Raw genomic sequence first — 18,883 nt, 5'->3', positions numbered from 1 at the left:
TTTCCATAGGCTGGCGTCGCAGAATCCGGAGCCACGATCGAATCGGGCCATCGATGGGTTCTTCAGGAAGCCCAGTTTCGCGTGCCTCCTGACAGTCCAACTTCGTTCCCGCTGAGCCAAACTCAGTTCAAGCCGACTACGCTATGCGGCACATATGGCTCCTCGAGTTCGCGGACCTCGTTATCGCTCAACGTAACGGCCAATGAAGCGACGGCGTCTTTCAGATGCTGAAGCTTCGTGGCCCCGATAATAGGAGCAGTCACGCCCGCCTTGGCGTTGAGCCATGCCATGGCAACGAGAGAGCGCGAGACGTTCTTGACGTCTGCGATCTTGGCGACGACATCTACGACGCGCCGGTCCGCCTCGTCCGCGTGTCCGTAGAACCGGGCCGTCACATTGTCGGTTTGAGACCGTAAACTGCTTTCCTCCCAGGGCCGGCTGAGGCGGCCACGCGCCAGCGGGCTGAACGCGATGATCCCGACACCTTCTGCCTTGCAAAGTGGCAGCATCTCCCGCTCCTCCTCGCGATAAAGGAGGTTCATCTGAGCTTGCATCGAAATGAAGCGTGACCATCCCGCAGCGTCAGACTTGTAGAGGGCCCGCGCAAATTGCCACGCGTAGCAATTGCTGGCTCCGATATAGCGGACCTTGCCGCTGCGAACGAGATCGGTCAACGCCTCCAAGGTTTCGTCGATGGGCGTCGAGTTGTCCCAGAAATGAATCTGGTAGAGGTCGATATAATCGGTGCCCAGCCGCTTAAGGCTGGCCTCGGCCTCCGCGATGATCGCTTTGCGGGAAAGTCCGACTGCATTCGCTCCATTGCGCATCTTGCCGTAGACCTTGCTGGCGATGACGACTTCGTCACGAGGCACCATCTCCCTGAGCAGCTTGCCGACGATCTCCTCGCTGGTGCCGTCCGAGTAGACATTGGCCGTGTCGAAGCAATTGATGCCCAACTCGAGCGCCTCTTTGATGAAGGGCCTGCTATCCTCTTCGGATAAGGTCCACGCATGGTTACCGCGGTCGGCGACGCCAAAACTCATGCAGCCAAGAACCAGTTGCGAGATTTTTAGACCTGACCGGCCAAGTTGACGGTATTCCATCTTGTCATTTTCCTTCCGCTACGGTTTTCGGGCCGAACTTGGCGAGTGCCTGGGCCAGCTCCGGATGAGATTTGGCGTATGCATGAAGATCGATACCCGACACGGCGGCATCCCATGCCGCGCGGACGGCCTTCACACCCGCTGAAGGCCCCCCGGGGTGGCTAACCACCCCACCGCCGCAAAGATAAAGGTGGTCGACCGTCTGCCCCGTCCTCCGATAGGTCTCCGGTGCCTGGCCGCCCCACTGACCCGAACACACGACCGGCAGAGGACGGTCGGCGTCACTGAAAATCGGTTTCTGGAGATCGTGAAACGACTGAACGAAGGAGTCGTCCGGCTCCCAGTATTTGGCGGCGATTCCATTAATCTGGAATTGGTCGACGCCGAGAAGTCGCCAAAGCTGCTGATAGACCGAGAAGTCGAACCCGAGACCTGGATGCCGCGTGAGAAGATCCCAGCCGTTGCGATGGGCGTGCAAGGCCAGAGACGACCTTCGACGCAGAAACAGGAAAGCGCCCATGCCGATCGAATTGATGTTGATCACGGCGGCGTTGCCACCCTCGCGCACAACCAGGTCGTGCTTGCGGACCATCTCGTCGGGATCGACGTCGGAAATGCCGAAGGCATACATCACCTTCTTGCCAGTCCGCTGCTCCTGATCACGGATGATCGGCATGATCGCTTTTACCCGCGCCTCCAACGAGGAGTAGGGTGGCGACGTCAGCTTCTCATCGTCCTTGATAAAGTCGACGCCGGACGCGACAAGTTCCGCAACCACTTGCGCAGTCTCGTCGGGGGTCAGCCCGAGCGCGGGCTTGATGATCGTGCCGATGATTGGCCTGCCGTAAACGCCGGTCAGGCGCCGGGAGCCATCGATGCCGAATTGGGGACCTGGATAGACGCCTTCGAACTCAGGAGGCAGTTGCAGGCCGACGATCCGGAGTCCAGTAAATCCTTTGATCGACCAAACGCCGCCAAGCGCAACTGTCGTCAGAGCAGACAGGTCGGTGCCGACCGCTTCGAGCGGATAGGCTATTGTCGCCTGAGCGCGATTGAACGCCCTCCCCTCAGCGGGAAGAGAGGGCACGCCGACAGCCTCCAGCCTTTGAAACGCTACGATCCTCGCGGCCGCACGAGCTTTGAGCTCTGGCGTCTCACCCGGCAAATCGACAAAAGTCCCCGTAGATTGATCGCTGGCAATTTTGGCGGCCAGCGCCTCGGGGTCCCCCGCCGTTTCGATGCGGTAAGTGACCAGGATGTCGGAGGGCCTTGGCTGAGCCAGTTCTATCGTCATTGGAGTCACGTGCTCGGTACTGGTGCGGCCGCGGGAATGAGGCCGGACGACTTCAAATCGTCCCAGAAGGCGACTGGAATTGGGGTTGAGATCGCTGCGACGTTTGCCGTCACGTGTTCCGGCGTCAGCGCGCCTTGCACGACCGCAGTCACAGCAGGATGCGCATAGACGAATTGTGTTGCCGCGGTTGGAAGGGAGACGCCATGGCGTTCGCAGACAACTTCCAGCGCTTCGACCTTACGCACTATGGCCTCAGGCGCGGGCTGGCAATCGTAGGTGCGAGTGGTGGTCTGTGACTTGCTTCCTTCGGCCAGAATGCCCGAGTTGTAGATTCCAGCGGCGATGATACCAATCCCGCGGCGCTGCATTTCCGGATAGAAGTGGTCGAGCGCGCCGTGATTGAGGAGGGTGTATCGTCCCGCTACCATCGAGCAATCGAGATCGAACTCTTCCGCCACTTGCAGAACCGACGCCATTTCATTGACCCCGAGACCGATCGCTTTAACCGAGCCCGTCCGCCGCAGTTCGTCACAAGCCTTGTAACCGCTCGATCTCAGCGCCGACAGATGGGTGTCATACGCCTCGCGGTGCCATTCGCCGCTCACGTCGTGGAGGTACAGGATGTCAACGTGGTCCATGCCCAGCCGCTGCTGGCTATCTTCGAATGCGCGCATGATGCCGTCGTAGGAATAGTCGTATTCATCGACGAACGGCAGCGCCTTCACCCAGTCGATCCCGTAGAGGCTCTCCGCGCGCTTGGCCCGGCTTTCCGGCTTGAGAATCCGGCCTGCCTTGGTGCTGACAACAACCTTTCCGACGAGATCGTGATTCCTGAGAATATGACCGAGAGAATGCTCGGATTTTCCGAGACCGTAGAGTGGTGCGGTGTCGAAATAGCGAACGCCGAGCTCATACGCTTTGAGCACGACCGCTTCGAAGGCCTGAAAGCTCACGTCAACATTGCAGCCACCGAGGGGCGAGGTACCCAGTCCCAGGGAGGTGAGCGTTACTTCGGTTTTTCCAAGTGTTCTCTGCAGCATTGCTGATCGTTCCTTATTGCCGTAATGCTTGGCGGACGGCCCGTAAGCCGCCCGCCTCAGTTCCTTGATTTACATGTATTTATCGACGTTGGTGGCGTCGAGGATGAGCCACGGAACGACGTAGTCCTTGTCCTTGCCGTCCTTCCATTCCATCAGCGAGCCCCAGATTTCGGCCTGCGGCTTGTAGTCGTCGCCCTTGATTGCGTGCAGCGCAAGATCGACGGCACCCTGGCCTTCGGCGCGGGCGTATTTGTAGAGGGACACCGCCAGCTCACCCTTCTTCACGGCACGCTTGGCATCCGGAATGCCATCGATCGACAGGACCGGAACGGTCTTGAGGTCGATGCCGGCGCTCTTCATCGCCTCGATCGCGCCGAGTGCCATCTCGTCGTTCTCAGCGAGAACGCCGTTGATCTGACCAGGATGGGCGAGCAACCAGTTCTCCATCAGAGCCTGACCCTCGGCGCGGCTCCAGTTGCCCGTCTTGTTCTCGATGAGCTTCAGATTGGGGAACTTGGCGAGACCGGCGTCGATGCCGGCGCGCCGTTCGATCTGGGCCGACTGGCCGATCGGACCTTCCATGAGGACGACGTTGCCGCCGTTCGGAAGGCGCTTGCCAAGTTCCTCAGCGATGATGCGGCCGCCTTCGGTGTCGTTGACGATGATGGAGGCAGTGTAGTTCGTCGACTTGGTCTTGAGCGCCGACACGATCAGCGGGATCTTTGCTTCGGCGGCCTTGTCGATCGGCGGCACCGAGGCCTCCAGGTCGAACGGTGACATAATGATCGCGTTGAACTGCTGGGTGATCGCGGTGTCGATCTGGTTCGCCTGTGTCAGCGGGTCGTACTTGCCATCGAAGACGGTGATCTCGACCTGGCCCGACTTAACGGCCGGATGGTTCTTGATTTCGGTCGACCAGGCCTTCATGTATTCGCCGGACTCGCCGAACGACATAGCCGCAATACGGATCTTGTCTTCCGCGAACGCCAACTTGGGTCCCGTCAGTGTCGCCGCGACGATCGCCAGTCCCGCACCTGCCTTGAGCAGGTTCCTCCTGAACATCTGCATTTTCTTGATCTCCTCTGGTGAAAACTGCCCGACCACGTCTTGCATAACCGGGCATTGTCGCCGACGACGTCGGCGGCAATTCCGAAATTCGCTATTTACGGATCTGGTCGGCGATGACCGCGACCACGATGATGGTGCCCTTGAGCACCTGCTGGTAGTAGGAAGACACACCCATCAGGTCCATGCCGTTGTTGATGGTGCCAATGATCAGCGCGCCGATTAGAGTGCCCAGCAAGGAGCCGCGACCGCCAGCGAGGCTGGTCCCACCGATGACAACGGCGGCGATCGCATCGAGCTCGTAACCGATGCCCGCCTGTGGCAGCGCCGCGGTTGTCCGCGCGGTCAACACAAGCCCCGCCATGCCGGCAAGGAGACCGGAGATGACGTAGGTGGCGCCGACGATCATCTTTGTCGAAATACCGCTCGTGCGCGCCGCCTTCTCGTTGCCGCCGACAGCATAGACGTAGCGCCCGAAAGTCGTGTAATTCAGAACGACCCAGCCGATGCCGAATACGAGAAACAGGATGATAATCGGGACGGGGATGTACATGACCTGGCCGGAGCCGATCCACTTGTACGCGTCGGAAAGATTGGGGATCGGGCTTCCCTGAGAAAAGATCAAGGTCAGACCGCGCGCCACGCTCAGCATTCCAAGTGTCACCACGAACGGCGGCACCTTGATCGCGGCCACGAGGACGCCGTTCACGAGGCCAAGGCCTGCACCGACTGCAAGGCCGGCCAAGATGCCGATCAGGACAAAGTGCTCGTTTGTTTCGGTCACCAGGCTGGCCGCGATCATGCCGGCGATGGCCATCACCGAGCCGACGGACAGGTCAATACCCTTGGTCAAAATCACGAAGGTGACGCCGATCGCCAGAATACCGTTGATCGACGACTGTCGGACCAGATTGAGCCAGTTGGGCCACGTCATGAAATAAGGGCTGGCAACCGAAAAGAACGCGACGATCAGCAAGAACACCAAGACGATGCTGAATTGCCTCATAATCTCGCCGGCACGGAAGCTTCCCGATTTTTCCACAGCGATTGTACTCATTTTGCAAATCCTCCCATTGGCGGATTGGGGCTGTCGATCAGCTCGCCAAATCCATGAGCGTCTGTTGTGATGCCTCGGCACCGTCGATTACGTTGACGAGCTGCCCCTGTTTGAAGATCGCGATCCTGTCACTGAGCTGCATGATCTCCGGCGCCTCCGAGGAAACCACCAGGACGCCGTTACCCTTTGCCGCGAAGTCCCGCAGAAACGCGTAGATCTCCTGCTTCGAACCTTCGTCGATGCCGCGCGTCGGTTCGTCGCAAATGAGCAGCTTCGGATTTGTCAAAAGGCATCGGGCCAGCACGACTTTTTGCTGATTGCCGCCTGACAGGGTTTCAACGGCAACATCCGGCGACGCCGACTTGATCCTCTGTGAGACGATCATGTCTTGGACTGCACTGCGCTCTTTGTCCCCGCGGATGAAACCGCTGATGGCCATCAGGGCGAGCGAGGAAAGCGTAATGTTATGGGCAATCGATGCCGACAGCACGAGACCGCTGTCCTTGCGGTCCTCGGTTACCATTGCCATGCCACGCTGGATCGCGTCTTTAGGGCTGCCTGGCTTGACCTTGCCGCCGTTGAAGACAACCTCGCCTCCTGTCGGCGAATGCAGGCCGAATATTGTCTCGAGGAATTCGGTTCGTCCGGACCCGAGCAGCCCGTAGATGCCGACCACTTCGCCCGACGCCACCTCCAACGAGATGTCCCGGAAATGAGACCCTCGCGCCAAGTTCGAGACCGAAAGCAGGATTGGTGCGTCTTCGAGAGGCTTGCCCTTCTCGACCAGCTTGACCTCACGCCCCACGATCTGTGTCACAAGATGACGGCGGTCGATATCCTTGATGTTTCCGGTCTCGATGAAACGGCCGTCGCGGAACACCGTATACTCATCCGCGATCTCAAAGATTTCAGTGAGTTTGTGAGACACGTAGATAATTGCGGAACCGCGCGCGGTGATTTTGCGGAGCGCATTGAACAAGACATGGACTTCGTGTTCGCCGATAGCCGATGTCGGCTCGTCCATGATGACGATATGTGCCCGATAGCTGAGAGCCTTCGCGATTTCGACCAGCTGAATCTGGGCAAGGCTCAATTCCCCCATCTTCCTCGTAGCGTCGACTTCGAAGCCGAGCTCGTCGAGGAATGCTTGGGCGTCCCTGCGCATCTGACTGAAATCGACAAGCACTCCGAGCCGTTTCGGTTCACGACCAAGATAAAGATTCTCAGCGACGGTCATCTCGGGGACCGGGGAAAGCTCTTGAGTGATGATCGCGATGCCGTGACGCAAAGCGTCAGCGGCGCTTTTGAAGTCGACTTGTTCGCCATCGATCTCAACTGTACCGCCATCGCGGCGGAGCAGTCCCATCGTAATGTTCAGAAAGGTCGACTTGCCGGCGCCATTGCCACCACACAAAGCGTGAACTGTGCCGGCCTTCAGGATCAGCCGGCCATCGACGAGCGCCGGAACACCGTTGAACGACTTTTGGACGCCCTCAGCCCGGAGAAGCACGCGCTCTGGCGCAGATTGCGCGGTTGTCTGGACTTCGATCTTCTCAGTTGCCTTGACCATGATATGACGTCATACCTCATGAAATCGAAAACTTCGGCGCATGCATGCTTGTGGCATGTCGCACTGGTTTTTAGTTGCTCACCAGTCCCAGGATTGCGCGTGCCTCAGCCGGTGTGGCAGGCTCGCGTCCGACTTTCTGGGCGATCTCTACGGCACGCGATATAATATCCGCGTTCGTGGGCGTGCCGAACTCACGATAGGGATAGTCACCGATGCCGATCGCCATATGGCCGCCCAACCGGCAAATCGCAGGAGCGATGTCGAGTAGATTGCCGCCCAGGCAATTAACCGTCCATTCGATCGGTCTGTCGTCCGGAAGGAAGGCGAGATGGGCCATCAGACCAGCCTCGGTCGGCGGGTGGCCGGTGATGTATCGCCCTCCTGTCAGATGGAGGAGAAAGTAAGCAGGCCCGCTCACGAGACCAGCATCCATCAGAGCGATCGCGCGGCGCGTGAATCCGACAGACCACGAGACCAGCTTCGGCTTTACGCCCCTTTCGGCCAAGGTACGCGCGTAATGCGCGAGACTTTCCGTGGTGTTGAGATACAACCGCTCGGGGTTTTCGAACGTGCTCGTCTCGGCATTCCACAGCTCGAGATTGGCCGATCCAGTATCGATCGGAGCGATATCGGGCCTTGTGGCAGGATCCAATGCCAGCGTTGCGACCGTGTCAATGCGCTTCTTGGCGTCGGAGTCATTCGAGATGAAGCCAAGCGTTGGCAGGATGAGCAGGTCGGTGGCCCCCCTGACTTTGCGAATGATTTCAGCATTCGCTTCGACAGTGTTCGTGGCACCCCCGTCGGGAGTTCTTGCGTGATAATGCAAGATCGCCGCTCCCGCTTTCCGTGCCGCAACGGCGGCGGCGACGATCTCGTCGGCGGTGTACGGTATATTTGGGTTGGAGGTACGCGGCGCGTACTCGTTGACCCTTGCTTCGAGGATGATCTTCTTTTGCATCGTCTCGTCCTTAAGCCGCCACTGATCCCGCGGTGCCAGCCTTGGCACGCAGGAAGAAGTCATCGGCACCAACCTGTCCGCCCTTCAGCATGACTTCGAGGCCATCGATATCGGCGTCGCCCGGTGCGTCCAGACGGCAGACGTGGCAATTCTGAACCTCGTCGAAAACTGCGATCTCAAGCGCCTCTGCGCCAATCGTCCGTACCGCGTAGCTCGAACTGTCGCCGCCGGAAAACACGATGCGCGGCAAGGAAATGACGCGACGCACCGCGCGCGCGATCTCGCAGTAGATGGCTCCCAAGCGTTCCGCAGGGACATCGCCGCCGGCGACGCGGCCGGACTCTCCTCGGGCCGTGTAAATGATTGTGGGCCGACCGCGATCGAGGCCTTCGATCGCCTTCAGTGCAGCATCCCGTGCAACTACCGCAGCATGCTCGTCAGACTCGATTTTGGAGACATCCAAGTGGACCAGCTTCCATCCAGCAGCTTCCGCCGCGGCGATCTGGCGACCGGTCTGGAGAGCGCAGCTGCCGGAAAGCACCAGCAGATTTTCCACCCGAGTGATTTCCGTCTTTACGGTCTTGGTAGGAGACAGCAATCCGAGGCGCGCCCAGAGAATTCCGAGCTGTTGTGCAAGGCCTTGGGCCGCGAGCGCGAAGATTGGTTGCTTCAGGGATCGCGTCCAAAGCAGATCAACGATCGCGGCGATATCCGCGTTCTCGAGGCCGTCGAAAATGACCCCTGCCCCGCCCTGGAAAGATGCAGATACGCGCTCCTCCATCGCAGAGCGGTTCCGAACCGTCGGAAGCGCCACATTGTCAAATTCCTTCGTCGTCTGCGTCGCAAGATGCATGCGAAGATCTGCCTCATGCATCGGCGTTCTCGGATGGCGCGACATGCTTGGATGGCGATCCAATCGCTCGACGCCGCCGGCGAAGCGCGCGAAATGATTTCCGAAACACGTATAGCGTCCAAAGTCTGGAGTTGCCGCAAGGACAGGAACGTCTCTTTTGCCGAAGTGAACTTCGGCACGCGCCAAAACCGCGCCGAAGCTTCCAACCGTCGGCGAGGAGTCGAATGTGGAGCAGATCTTGTACTGAACAAACGGACTGCTGAGGGTGCTTATGATCGAGAAGGCGCTGTCGAGTTCCTCGTCGAGCTCGGCTCCTGACAATGCCCGCGCCGTGCCGGCGAAACCAAGCACATCATAGGACCGAGAATCTGCGACCGCCTTATCTACCGAAGGGCGCGCCAGATACAGCTTGCCCTTCACGCCACTCCGATGGAACTGCGCCAGATTTTCTGACGAGCCCGTGAAGTCGTCGCCGTAAAACACGGCCTTGAGCCTACCAGCTGATGTCATCGGATTCTCCCAATCTCCCGGCCGAGGATATCTGCCTCCATACGTCAGCCGGGGTTCACTCTTGACAATACTCATAGAAGCAGCACATAACTCTGTCAAGGTCATACCTTATACCTTATACCTCATATCTTGAAAATTGGAGGACGAGATGAGACTTTCTGGACGCACTGCCGTGGTGACCGGAGCTGGCCGGGGCATTGGACTAGCGATCGCTGAAGCCTATGTTCGCGAAGGCGCGAACGTCGTGATCGTTGATCGCGATCTCGAAGTGGCTAACGAGGCGGCGGAACGGCTTGGGGAGCGGACTTTAGCGGTCCGCGCCGACATTTCCGTCAGCGAAGACGTCGAGACGATCGTCAAGGAATCGGTTGGCCGATTCGGCACAGTCGATATTCTCGTCAATAACGCAGGCGTGGGCGCCACCACGCTGTTTCTCGAAAGCTCAAGGGAGGAATTCGAGCGCGTCGTCCGGATCAATCTGACGGGAACATTCCTCGTGGCCCAGGCCTTCGCTCGGATCATGGCCGCCAAGGGCTACGGGAGGATCATCAATATCGCATCCTTGTCCGGCCAGAAGGGCGGCGTCGGGCGCTCGGCTTATGGCGCCTCAAAGGCCGGCGTCGAGCTTCTCACGAAGGTGATGGCGGTCGAACTCGCCGAATCGGGAATCAATGTGAACAACATCGCACCAGGCCCGATATTGACCGAGGTCTCCAAGGTGATGCACACGGTCGAAACGCGTGATGCCTACCATCGCCTTGTTCCGCAACGCCGCTACGGCGAGCCGTCGGAAATCGCTGACGCCGCGGTGTTCTTGGCGAGCGACGACGCTGCGTATATCACGGGGCACACACTGAACGTCGACGGCGGCTTCTTGGCCGCCGGCCTTATGTTCCCATTCGACCCGAAAGCCTCGAAGCGACTGGGACAAATCGGCGAATAACCTGGAGAAGTGGCCAGCTCGACCGTTAGGCATTTGTCGCAAAACGAAAAACGCGGTATGACCTCGTACCTTCTCAATTTCTGATTGGAGCGTGACCAGGAATGCTGTCTGTTGATCCAAAGAAAATCCCAAGCAGGTTGGACATAGCGCTCGACTACATTACGGGCGAAATTGCCAAAGGCAACCTTGGGCCCGGTGACAAACTTCCCAATGAAAAGGAGCTGGCCCAGCTTCTGGGCATCAGCCGCACACCAATCAGAGAGGCGATCAAAACACTCGCGGTGTCGGGACTTGTCGAGACGCGCCACGGCTTCGGCAACTACATCCGTAAGGACGAAGGCCTTCCGGCGATGCCGCTTGCGATGTTTCAGCTCTATCTTCAGAGTTCGACACCTGAAATGCTGATGGAGCTGCGATACATTTTCGACCGCAACTGTTCGGAACTCGCGTCCCTGCGGCGCACGGACGAAGATCTCGCCACGATGAGAGAGTGCATCGACCGACTGAAAAGGTTGTCGGAGGATCCGAACTCCGCGATCGAAGACCTCCTGAAAGCCGACCTCGATTTCCACCGAGCAATATACAAGGCTGCCGGAAACCCGTTGATCGTCGTGATCGCCGACTTCGTGCTGACGATGGTCGCGCCTTGGGTCCAGAAATCGCTTGAGGTCAGTGGAAAATGGCGCGCGGTCGGTCTCCACGAACACATGTTTGAAATGATCCGAGACAGGAAGACCGGTGACCTCAGCCGGGAGAGCGTCGAGGAGAACATGGAACATTTCCGCACGTCGCTGTTGAAATGACAGCCAGAACGTAAGGACAAAGCATGGCGCATCCCGCATTCCGCGCAGGTCGCACCGCCGTCATCACAGGTGCTGCCTCAGGCATCGGCCTGGCGGCGGCCAAGTGCGCTGTCTCGCTCGAAATGGCAGTCGTGATGATCGACCTACCGGGCGAGCGCCTTGACAGTTCTACCAACGAACTGCGCAGGCTCGGCGCGAACGTGGGAACGATAGGTGTCGACGTCTCCGATATCGAAGCCATGAAGCGAGCGGCAGAACAGGCCGCAGCCGAGATGCCGCCCGTCACCGTGTTGATGAACAATGCCGGAATGGGCCAGCCGTCAACGGCGGTCGATGACCGGGACGCCTGGGAACGCATGCTGGCAGTCAACTTCTGGGGCGTCCTGAATGGAACACAGGCGTTTTTCCCAATCGTTGAAGCTCATGGCGAAACGTCCGTTATCATCAACACTGGCTCTAAACAGGGCATCACAACGCCTCCTGGAAATCCGGCTTACAATGTTTCCAAGGCTGCGGTGAAATCCTACACCGAAGCCTTGGCGCACGAACTGCGGAACCGGAAGAACTGCGCGGTGTCGGCGCATTTGCTCATTCCCGGCTGGGTTCACACGCGGATGACCGCGCCTTCGGGCGAAAAAAACGCCGCGACTTGGACGCCCGAGCAGACCATCGACTTCATGCTTAACAGCCTCGAGCGGGGTGATTTCTACATCCTCTGCCCGGATAACGAAACTCCGCGAGCACTCGACGAGAGGCGCATCGAATGGGCGGCGGGGGACATCGTCCAGAACCGTCCTGCTCTCTCGCGTTGGCATCCGGAGTGGGCAGAGACGTTCGACGCCTTTGCTCGGCGATGAAAGCGGCGTGAAGCCCACCGATCGCAAGCCGCCCGGTTTGATCAAATATCGAAAACTGACCGACGCCGTTCGTCCGATCTGAGAATTCCAGACGGATCAGCCGGCAAGCAGGCATTATTGTCGTTAACAATCCAATTGTCTTCAGATCAGCGATTATATCGCCCACATCGGAGCGTGCCATGAGCAAAGGTGTTGACACCGTGCTGCTCCGCTACATCGACTGTGACTTTGGCTCCCCGGCATTGGGTAGCGCGGCTAGGGAAATCATCCGAGAACGATAGATACGCCAGGCTCACTTCGCCTGGCGCGTCGACCGCGCGGAGATGCTTGCCTATTTTCTCAGCTAGCGAGCGTGGTATTTCGTGTCGACCTTGTCGATCGCCGCAACGTTACCCGCAGAGCGGCCTTTCTCGTCGAATGTCTGGGCGAGAAAGGAGTCGACGATAGACTTCGCAAGTTCCGAGCCGATGACGCGGGCGCCCATGGTGATGATCTGGGCGTTGTTCGATAGGGCCGCCCGCTCGGCGGAGTAGGTGTCGTGCGTGAGGGCTGCCCTTATGCCCGGCACCTTGTTCGCTGAAATGCAGACGCCGATCCCGGTACCGCACACGAGGATGGCCTTGTCGTAGGTGCCGTCGAGCACTCCGTTGGCAACCCGCTCGGAGAGGTCTGCATAGAAATCGTCGAGACCGGAATCGGTCCTGGAGACTTCGAACACGTCGAAACGGTCCTTGAGATAATCGGCGAGGACCTTGGCGAGGCCTTCGCCCGCACTGTCGCCTGCTACTGCAACTTTCACTTCCATCACTCCTCAAATTTTGGCCGCGCATTTTGCCAGGATGTCGAGGTAGCCCTCGATCTTCCAGGCCGAGCGGCCTATGAACAGCCCGTCGACATGAGGGCAGGATATCAGCTCTTCACAGTTGTCCGCGTTGACTGAACCGCCGTAGAGGCAGGGTATACGCCGGCCGAGCATGGCTTCGGCGCACGCGATGATCTCGGCCTGGCGGGCGTCGGCGTAGTCCGCTGTCGCGGGGATCCCATTGACACCAATGGCCCAGACAGGCTCGTAGGCGAGCAGGATCGGTTTGTCCTTCTGGAGGGTGGTGAGGCGCCCCAACGCGCCGCAAACCTGGCGCTCGAGGATCTCCCGGGCGCGCCCGGCCTCGCGTTCTGGAAGTGTCTCTCCTATGCAGATGAGCGGGATCAAGCCGTGGCGAACCGCCGCCTCAACTTTCAGCCCTACCGTCACATCCGTCTCGCCGAAGTGTTCACGCCTCTCGGAGTGACCAAGTTCGACGATGTCCACGCTGCAATCCCGGAGCATTACCGGGGAAATCTCGCCAGTCCATGCACCCTCTTCGGCCCAATGCATGTTCTGGGCGCCGACCTGCACCGACGTACCCGCCAATGCGGTTTTCACTTCTCGGACAACAGTGAATGGAGGGATGACGAAGCGCTGGATGCGCGGATGGGCAGTGGAGTCTGCGACCCAGAGACCGTGCGCAAACTGCGCGGCATCGGCAAGCGTCTTGTTCATCTTCCAGCTGGTGCCAATCCAGAGGCGCTTCTTCTCGGTCATGTCCCGCTTCACCACATTTACATACAAGTTGCCGTTGACCGACCTACAGCGAGCCGGCTCGATACCGCTTCGCCATTTCCGCGAGTGGCATGACGTTGATAGAGCTTGCGCGCCCGGCCGTTCCGAAAGCTTCGAATCTTTCGCGACAGAGCTTCGAAAGCGCCGTCATTGCTGGCTTCAAGTATTTGCGAGGGTCGAATTCTGTCGGATCTTCGGCCAGCACTCTGCGCACCTGCCCCGTCATTGCCATGCGGCAATCCGTGTCGATATTGACCTTTCGTACGCCATGCCGGATGCCCCGCAGGATTTCTTCGAGCGGTACGCCCCAGGTCGGCTTCATCCGGCCGCCGAAACGATTGAAGATTTCCTGCAACTCCTCCGGCACGCTCGACGAACCGTGCATGACGAGATGCGTGTTCGGAAGTTTTCGGTGGATTGCCTCTATGACATCCATTGCCAGGACATCTCCGTCCGGGCGACGTGAGAACTTGTAGGCGCCGTGGCTGGTGCCCATTGCGACGGCAAGGGCGTCGACCTTGGTCTCTTTGACAAACTTCGCGGCTTCCTCCGGATCGGTCAAAAGCTGATGCGGATCGAGCTTGCCTTCGGCACCGTGACCGTCTTCGGCTTCGCCCATTCCGGTTTCCAGCGAGCCCAAAACGCCGAGCTCCCCTTCCACCGACACCCCTGCCCAGTGGGCCGTTTCACTGACGCTTTTCGTGACCTTTACGTTGTAATCCCAGTCCGCCGGCGTTTTCCCGTCAGCTCGGATCGATCCGTCCATCATCACCGACGTGAAACCGTGTTGTATCGCGGTGACGCAGGTGCTCGGTTCGTTTCCGTGGTCAAGGTGAACGCAAACGGGAATATGCGGATAGATCTCGGTGACAGCATCCATCATATGCTTGAGCATGATGTCATTGACATAGGCCCGCGCGCCGCGGCTCGCCTGCAGAATGACGGGCGAATCCGTCTCATCGGCCGCTTCCATGATGGCAAGCGCCTGTTCCATGTTGTTGATGTTGAACGCCGGGACACCGTAGCCGTGTTCGGCGGCATCATCCAGCAATTGGCGGAGAGTGATCCTGGCCATGAAGTGTCACTCGCTGGTTGGGTTGGAATTGAGATAGCTCGCGATCAGGTCGACCTCGGTCGCCGAACCGAAAACAAGCGGCGTGCGGCAATGGTGAGAGGTCGGGACCTTGTCCAGGATCGCCGAAGCGCCGTCTGTCGCCCGCCCCCCTGACTGCTTCATCAGGAACGCAATCGGGTTTGCCTCATACACCAGCCGAAGCCGTCCATTTTCGTAGCCCGGGCGCTTGTCGCCGGCGTAGAAGAAGACCCCGCCCCTGAGCAGGATCCGGTGGAGCTCTCCGACAGCCGATCCCAGCCAACGCATGTTGAAATCGCGGCCGCGTGCGCCCTCCTTACCAGCCAAACAGTCATGAAGGTACAGGCTGAGGCCAGGTTGAAGGTGACGGTGGTTGGAAGCGTTGTATGCGAGTTCGGATGTGTCCCGAGGTATCTGGACCTGCCTTTTGACGATCAGAAACTCGCCGGTTTGTGGATGCATCGTCGCCAGCAGCACACCCTCGCCGACCGAGAAACCCAGATCCACTGTATTGCCGAATGAGACATAACCGGCCGCGGCCTGTCGCTTTCCAGGGGCCAAGAAGGGATCTTCCCCCTGGCTGAATGGAATGATCGAGAAGATCGTGCCGACGGGCGTACCCAGTCCCACGTTGCCCGAACCGTCGATCGGGTCGATTGCGACCGCGAAATGCTGGCCTTTAAACACAAGCGGCGCGTCGGCCTCCTCGGATAAGACCCAGGCAGCCCCCGCCCGTTCCAAGATTTCGACGAACAACTCATGCGACGCGACGTCGATGGCCTTTTGCGCATCTCCGTCGGAATTGGATCCGACCAGGCGTGCGGGGTCGCCGTCCAGGGAACCCGCCGCAATGCGCTCGGACAGTAGACAGGCAGCATCCAGCACACCGTTGATCAGTGCCGCCACGCTCTGACGCGCCGTGTCCTCACCAGCCCATTTCGAAAGGTACTGATCAACCGACCCATACTGGGCGCGGGTTTGGTCGTCGGCGAGACCTACTGACGCGCTCATTCGTCGCCCCTCACTCTCGCAACGGCGCGCGCGACAATCGCGTCTTGAGTGATTCCGAACTTTTCGTACAAGGTCTCCGCCGGTGCGGACGCCCCGAACCCCGACATCCCGATCACGTCGTCCTCGCTGTCGACATACCTGGTCCAGCCGAACTTCGAGAGCGCTTCCACGGCGATGCGTGGTGCGTCTCCCAGGACCGCATTCCGATAATCCCTGGTCTGCCGCTCGAAGAGATCCCAGCTCGGCATCGAGACGACCGCGGCCGGAATGTTTCTCGCCTCGAGCTCTTCGGCTGCTTGGATCGCAAGTGCGACCTCTGTTCCGGTGGCAATAAGCGTAACGGCACGTTCGCTACTGGCTTCCCGCAATACGTAGGCTCCGCGCGCGCAGCGATTGGTGTCGTCACGCTCCGAGCGGAGCTGGGGGACGTTCTGCCGCGAGAGCGCCAGAACCGACGGAGTGTCCTTGCTGGTTATCGCAAGGTCCCAGCATTCCAGCGTTTCGATCGTGTCGGCGGGCCTGAACACATGCAAGTTCGGCATCGCCCTGAGGCTGGCGAGATGCTCGACGGGCTGGTGGGTCGGACCGTCTTCGCCAAGACCGATCGAATCATGCGTCATCACGAAGATAGAGCGGACGCCCATCAACGCCGCCACACGAATGGCGTTGCGGCAATAATCCGAGAATACAAGGAACGTGCCGCCATAGGGTATGACGCCGCCGTGAGCCGCCATGCCGTTCATCGCGGCGGCCATAGCGAACTCCCGCACGCCATAACTGACATACCGCCCGCTTGCAGTGGCGGTGAAATCGCTGTCCACGGCCGGAACCCGGGTCAAGTTCGAATGGGTGAGGTCCGCCGAGCCGCCGATCATTTCCGGAAGCAACTCCGTCAGCGCCTCCAGCGCAATCTGGCTCGCTTTGCGCGTGGCCACCGATTGCGGCTTGTCGAGCAGCTTCGCCTTGGCAGCGTTTACTGCTTCGACGTATTGCGTCGGCAATGAGCCGGCGGCACGACGCTGAAACTCGCTCTTGACGCCCGCATCCGCTGCCTCGAGCCGCGCTTGCCACTCCCCACGAGCCTTAGCGCCTCTTGCACCGATTTCGCGCCATCTCTCCTGGATTGAAGCAGGGATCTCGAATGCATCTGCCGCCCAGCCATAGACTTCCTTTGTTGCAGCGGCTTCGCTCGCGCCCAGCGGTGCGCCATGCGCCGAGCTTGTTCCTGCCTTAGATGGAGAACCATATCCGATGATGGTTTTCAGAGCGATGAGCGACGGTCGCGATGCATCCGCCTTTGCCTTCGATATCGCCGCGTCGATCGCATCTGGGTCGTGGCCATCGACGCGCTGCGTGTGCCATCCGTACGCGTCGAACCTCGCGAGCACATCTTCCGAAAACGCGATCGCAGTTGAGCCATCGATGGTGATGGAATTGTCGTCGTAGAGCACGATCAACTTGCCAAGCTGAAGATGGCCGGCGAGTGAGGCAGCTTCCTGACCAACACCTTCCATGAGGCATCCGTCTCCGCAGAAGACGTAGGTGTGGTGGTCTACAAGCGCAGTCCCGAATTCAGTCGCCAGGCGCCGCTCTGCGATAGCCATCCCAACAGCGGACGCAATCCCCTGCCCCAGCGGCCCTGTCGTCGTCTCGACGCCTGCTGTGTGGCCGTACTCCGGATGGCCCGGCGTTTTAGAACCCCATTGACGGAAATTACGAATCTCCTCGATGGGCAGGTCTTCGTACCCGGTCAGGTGGAGAAGGCTGTACAGCAGCATCGAGCCGTGCCCGTTCGACAAGACGAACCGATCGCGGTCTGGCCACCCCGGTTCGCTTGCATCGAATTTGAGGTGCCTGTCGAACAGCACGGCCGCTGCATCAGCCATACCCATCGGCATGCCAGGGTGACCGGATTTTGCCGCCTCGACGCCGTCGATGGATAGGACTCGGATAGCGGTCGCGAGATCGCGAATTGAAACTGCTGCTGTCAACTCTTCCTCCCTTTTGTCGGTCGCAATGTGACCCATTATCGTCAAAATAACAATACGAAATCACAAAGAAACACAATTAGTGTGATTTTGTTATAATTCCAACATCTTAGCAACAGCTTGCTTTGTTTGCGATCATACGTCATACCTTATACCTTATCTCGGCCGGTGATGTAAGATCGTCATTACCGCCGGTCTTTCTGGGGCCTGGGTTTCGTTTATTGGGGAGGTAAGCGTGGCCTTAGATCGCGCAGATCAAGCAGCTTCGACGACGATAAGTGCGGGGCCGCCTTCAGTAGACTTCAATGCCGAGCTTCACGCTCGGCCTTCGATTTATTTTGTCGGTCCAGCGATCGTCGAGCACGTTGCTTTCATGCCCATGGGTGAATCGATCAAGGAGTTCCACGACAGCCGCGAAGAAGATGGTGAAGTTTCTATCAGGGTCGAAAGGCATACCGAGTTCGTGACGGTCACACGCGTACGGCGGTTAGGGTCTGAGCCCGAGCGCTGGCCGCAATCTGAGCTCCGAGAAGGTGATTTTGCGCGGGTGGCGGGACTAAGCTCACCTCGCCTGGTATGCCACATCAGCATCCTCGTTTTAGAAGGTCCTCCGGACGAACTGCAATCGGTTCTGAAAACCTTCGATTTCGGCGACACCGCCGCATCATCGATTGCTGGTGGCTCGGCGCAAGTTTGCTCCGATTTTCGCGTCCGAGGGGACAATCCAAGCAGAATCATCCTGGTCAACAAGGACCTCAACGCACATCGCTTGGGGCGCACGGTCCGCCGGATCTTTGAGATCGAAACCTACAGGGCGATGGCACTGCTCGGATTGCCAGAGGCACGACGTCTCGCTCCGCTTCTCGGCGAGTATGATGCGGAACTTATTCAACTGACCAGCCGGAACTTGATCACTCCTGGACACCAGCACAAACGGCTACTCGAGGAGATCACAGTTCTCTCGTCGCACATCATTTCGGCCACGGCTGAAACCAGGAACAGGTTCGGAGCAACCGCTGCCTACGCCAAAATCGTTGAAGAAAGGATCGCCCTTTTGAGGGAAACCCATCTTCCGGGCTTTCAACGTTTCGGCACTTTCGTTGTCAATCAGCACCGAACATTGACCCCTTTTGCTTAT

Annotated in this window: 17 protein-coding genes; 4 read left to right on the top strand and 13 right to left on the bottom strand. The window is 59.1% G+C overall.

All coding sequences use genetic code 11. The features are described from left to right. Window positions 1–122: 122 nt before the first annotated feature. The 8 genes from CO670_RS28700 to CO670_RS28665 form a co-directional block, all read right to left on the bottom strand. A complete protein-coding gene (locus CO670_RS28700; protein WP_097593397.1) occupies window positions 123–1,103 on the bottom strand; it encodes an aldo/keto reductase in 981 nt (326 codons plus the stop codon). 4 nt (window positions 1,104–1,107) lie between these two features. Then, window positions 1,108–2,397: a 3-oxo-isoapionate-4-phosphate decarboxylase OiaX gene (gene oiaX, locus CO670_RS28695; RefSeq protein ID WP_176539045.1), complete on the bottom strand. Its 1,290-nt coding sequence runs from the start codon at window positions 2,395–2,397 to the stop codon at window positions 1,108–1,110. Between the two features lie 5 nt (window positions 2,398–2,402). Continuing rightward, on the bottom strand, window positions 2,403–3,437 hold the full coding sequence (locus CO670_RS28690) for an aldo/keto reductase (RefSeq protein ID WP_097593396.1): 1,035 nt from the start codon (window positions 3,435–3,437) through the stop codon (window positions 2,403–2,405). Between the two features lie 69 nt (window positions 3,438–3,506). After that, the gene (locus CO670_RS28685) at window positions 3,507–4,505 is read right to left on the bottom strand and encodes a substrate-binding domain-containing protein (protein ID WP_176539044.1); all 999 of its coding nucleotides are present in this window, start codon (window positions 4,503–4,505) and stop codon (window positions 3,507–3,509) included. Window positions 4,506–4,596: 91 nt separating this feature from the next. Then, complete coding sequence (locus CO670_RS28680) at window positions 4,597–5,559, bottom strand: sugar ABC transporter permease (RefSeq protein WP_097593395.1); 963 nt, start codon at window positions 5,557–5,559, stop codon at window positions 4,597–4,599. Between the two features lie 37 nt (window positions 5,560–5,596). After that, on the bottom strand, window positions 5,597–7,129 hold the full coding sequence (locus tag CO670_RS28675; protein WP_097593393.1) for a sugar ABC transporter ATP-binding protein: 1,533 nt from the start codon (window positions 7,127–7,129) through the stop codon (window positions 5,597–5,599). Window positions 7,130–7,199: 70 nt separating this feature from the next. Continuing rightward, window positions 7,200–8,087 (bottom strand): 3-keto-5-aminohexanoate cleavage protein, encoded by an 888-nt coding sequence (locus tag CO670_RS28670; RefSeq protein WP_097593392.1) that lies wholly within the window; start codon window positions 8,085–8,087, stop codon window positions 7,200–7,202. A gap of 10 nt (window positions 8,088–8,097) precedes the next feature. Then, window positions 8,098–9,450 carry a four-carbon acid sugar kinase family protein gene (locus CO670_RS28665; RefSeq protein WP_097593391.1) on the bottom strand — a complete coding sequence of 451 codons (1,353 nt, stop codon included), beginning with the start codon at window positions 9,448–9,450 and terminating at the stop codon, window positions 8,098–8,100. Between the two features lie 148 nt (window positions 9,451–9,598). On the opposite strand from CO670_RS28665, the gene CO670_RS28660 reads away from it, so the two are divergent. The 3 genes from CO670_RS28660 to CO670_RS28650 all read left to right on the top strand — a co-directional run bounded on the left by CO670_RS28660 (window position 9,599) and on the right by CO670_RS28650 (window position 12,053). Next, on the top strand, window positions 9,599–10,393 hold the full coding sequence (locus tag CO670_RS28660) for a 3-oxoacyl-ACP reductase family protein (RefSeq protein WP_097593390.1): 795 nt from the start codon (window positions 9,599–9,601) through the stop codon (window positions 10,391–10,393). A gap of 101 nt (window positions 10,394–10,494) precedes the next feature. Continuing rightward, window positions 10,495–11,196, top strand: a complete 702-nt coding sequence (locus tag CO670_RS28655; protein ID WP_097593388.1) for a GntR family transcriptional regulator — start codon at window positions 10,495–10,497, stop codon at window positions 11,194–11,196. Window positions 11,197–11,219: 23 nt separating this feature from the next. After that, window positions 11,220–12,053, top strand: a complete 834-nt coding sequence (locus CO670_RS28650; protein ID WP_097593387.1) for an SDR family NAD(P)-dependent oxidoreductase — start codon at window positions 11,220–11,222, stop codon at window positions 12,051–12,053. 343 nt (window positions 12,054–12,396) lie between these two features. Here CO670_RS28650 and CO670_RS28645 read toward each other — a convergent pair whose 3' ends face one another. The 5 genes from CO670_RS28645 to tkt are packed head-to-tail and all read right to left on the bottom strand — an operon-like array spanning window position 12,397 to window position 17,784. Continuing rightward, window positions 12,397–12,852 (bottom strand): RpiB/LacA/LacB family sugar-phosphate isomerase, encoded by a 456-nt coding sequence (locus CO670_RS28645; RefSeq protein ID WP_097593413.1) that lies wholly within the window; start codon window positions 12,850–12,852, stop codon window positions 12,397–12,399. A gap of 12 nt (window positions 12,853–12,864) precedes the next feature. Continuing rightward, the gene (locus tag CO670_RS28640) at window positions 12,865–13,635 is read right to left on the bottom strand and encodes a triose-phosphate isomerase (protein WP_097593385.1); all 771 of its coding nucleotides are present in this window, start codon (window positions 13,633–13,635) and stop codon (window positions 12,865–12,867) included. A 43-nt stretch (window positions 13,636–13,678) separates the two neighbouring features. Continuing rightward, window positions 13,679–14,728 (bottom strand): class II fructose-bisphosphate aldolase, encoded by a 1,050-nt coding sequence (gene fba / locus CO670_RS28635; protein ID WP_097593384.1) that lies wholly within the window; start codon window positions 14,726–14,728, stop codon window positions 13,679–13,681. 6 nt (window positions 14,729–14,734) lie between these two features. Further along, window positions 14,735–15,757 carry a class 1 fructose-bisphosphatase gene (locus tag CO670_RS28630; RefSeq protein WP_097593382.1) on the bottom strand — a complete coding sequence of 341 codons (1,023 nt, stop codon included), beginning with the start codon at window positions 15,755–15,757 and terminating at the stop codon, window positions 14,735–14,737. Next, window positions 15,754–17,784: a transketolase gene (gene tkt / locus CO670_RS28625; protein ID WP_097593381.1), complete on the bottom strand. Its 2,031-nt coding sequence runs from the start codon at window positions 17,782–17,784 to the stop codon at window positions 15,754–15,756. The genes CO670_RS28630 and tkt overlap by 4 nt, the downstream gene beginning before the upstream one ends. Window positions 17,785–18,019: 235 nt before the next feature. Here tkt and CO670_RS28620 point away from each other — a divergent pair. Continuing rightward, on the top strand, window positions 18,020–18,883 hold an 864-nt coding region (locus CO670_RS28620; RefSeq protein WP_245426066.1), incomplete at its 3' end, for a DUF3422 family protein.

Origin of the sequence: Rhizobium sp. J15 (genome assembly GCF_002531825.1) — a bacterium.
Lineage (GTDB): Bacteria > Pseudomonadota > Alphaproteobacteria > Rhizobiales > Rhizobiaceae > Rhizobium.
This window is presented reverse-complemented; position numbering and strand designations above follow the sequence as displayed.

What these genes read in the sequence shown, in the direction of transcription:
- CO670_RS28700 (WP_097593397.1), bottom strand. Translation starts at nt 1,103, where the DNA reads ATGGAATACCGTCAACTTGGCCGGTCAGGTCTAAAAATCTCGCAACTG.
- oiaX (WP_176539045.1), bottom strand. Translation starts at nt 2,397, where the DNA reads ATGACGATAGAACTGGCTCAGCCAAGGCCCTCCGACATCCTGGTCACT.
- CO670_RS28690 (WP_097593396.1), bottom strand. Translation starts at nt 3,437, where the DNA reads ATGCTGCAGAGAACACTTGGAAAAACCGAAGTAACGCTCACCTCCCTG.
- CO670_RS28685 (WP_176539044.1), bottom strand. Translation starts at nt 4,505, where the DNA reads ATGCAGATGTTCAGGAGGAACCTGCTCAAGGCAGGTGCGGGACTGGCG.
- CO670_RS28680 (WP_097593395.1), bottom strand. Translation starts at nt 5,559, where the DNA reads ATGAGTACAATCGCTGTGGAAAAATCGGGAAGCTTCCGTGCCGGCGAG.
- CO670_RS28675 (WP_097593393.1), bottom strand. Translation starts at nt 7,129, where the DNA reads ATGGTCAAGGCAACTGAGAAGATCGAAGTCCAGACAACCGCGCAATCT.
- CO670_RS28670 (WP_097593392.1), bottom strand. Translation starts at nt 8,087, where the DNA reads ATGCAAAAGAAGATCATCCTCGAAGCAAGGGTCAACGAGTACGCGCCG.
- CO670_RS28665 (WP_097593391.1), bottom strand. Translation starts at nt 9,450, where the DNA reads ATGACATCAGCTGGTAGGCTCAAGGCCGTGTTTTACGGCGACGACTTC.
- CO670_RS28660 (WP_097593390.1), top strand. Translation starts at nt 9,599, where the DNA reads ATGAGACTTTCTGGACGCACTGCCGTGGTGACCGGAGCTGGCCGGGGC.
- CO670_RS28655 (WP_097593388.1), top strand. Translation starts at nt 10,495, where the DNA reads ATGCTGTCTGTTGATCCAAAGAAAATCCCAAGCAGGTTGGACATAGCG.
- CO670_RS28650 (WP_097593387.1), top strand. Translation starts at nt 11,220, where the DNA reads ATGGCGCATCCCGCATTCCGCGCAGGTCGCACCGCCGTCATCACAGGT.
- CO670_RS28640 (WP_097593385.1), bottom strand. Translation starts at nt 13,635, where the DNA reads ATGACCGAGAAGAAGCGCCTCTGGATTGGCACCAGCTGGAAGATGAAC.
- fba (WP_097593384.1), bottom strand. Translation starts at nt 14,728, where the DNA reads ATGGCCAGGATCACTCTCCGCCAATTGCTGGATGATGCCGCCGAACAC.
- CO670_RS28630 (WP_097593382.1), bottom strand. Translation starts at nt 15,757, where the DNA reads ATGAGCGCGTCAGTAGGTCTCGCCGACGACCAAACCCGCGCCCAGTAT.
- tkt (WP_097593381.1), bottom strand. Translation starts at nt 17,784, where the DNA reads ATGGGTCACATTGCGACCGACAAAAGGGAGGAAGAGTTGACAGCAGCA.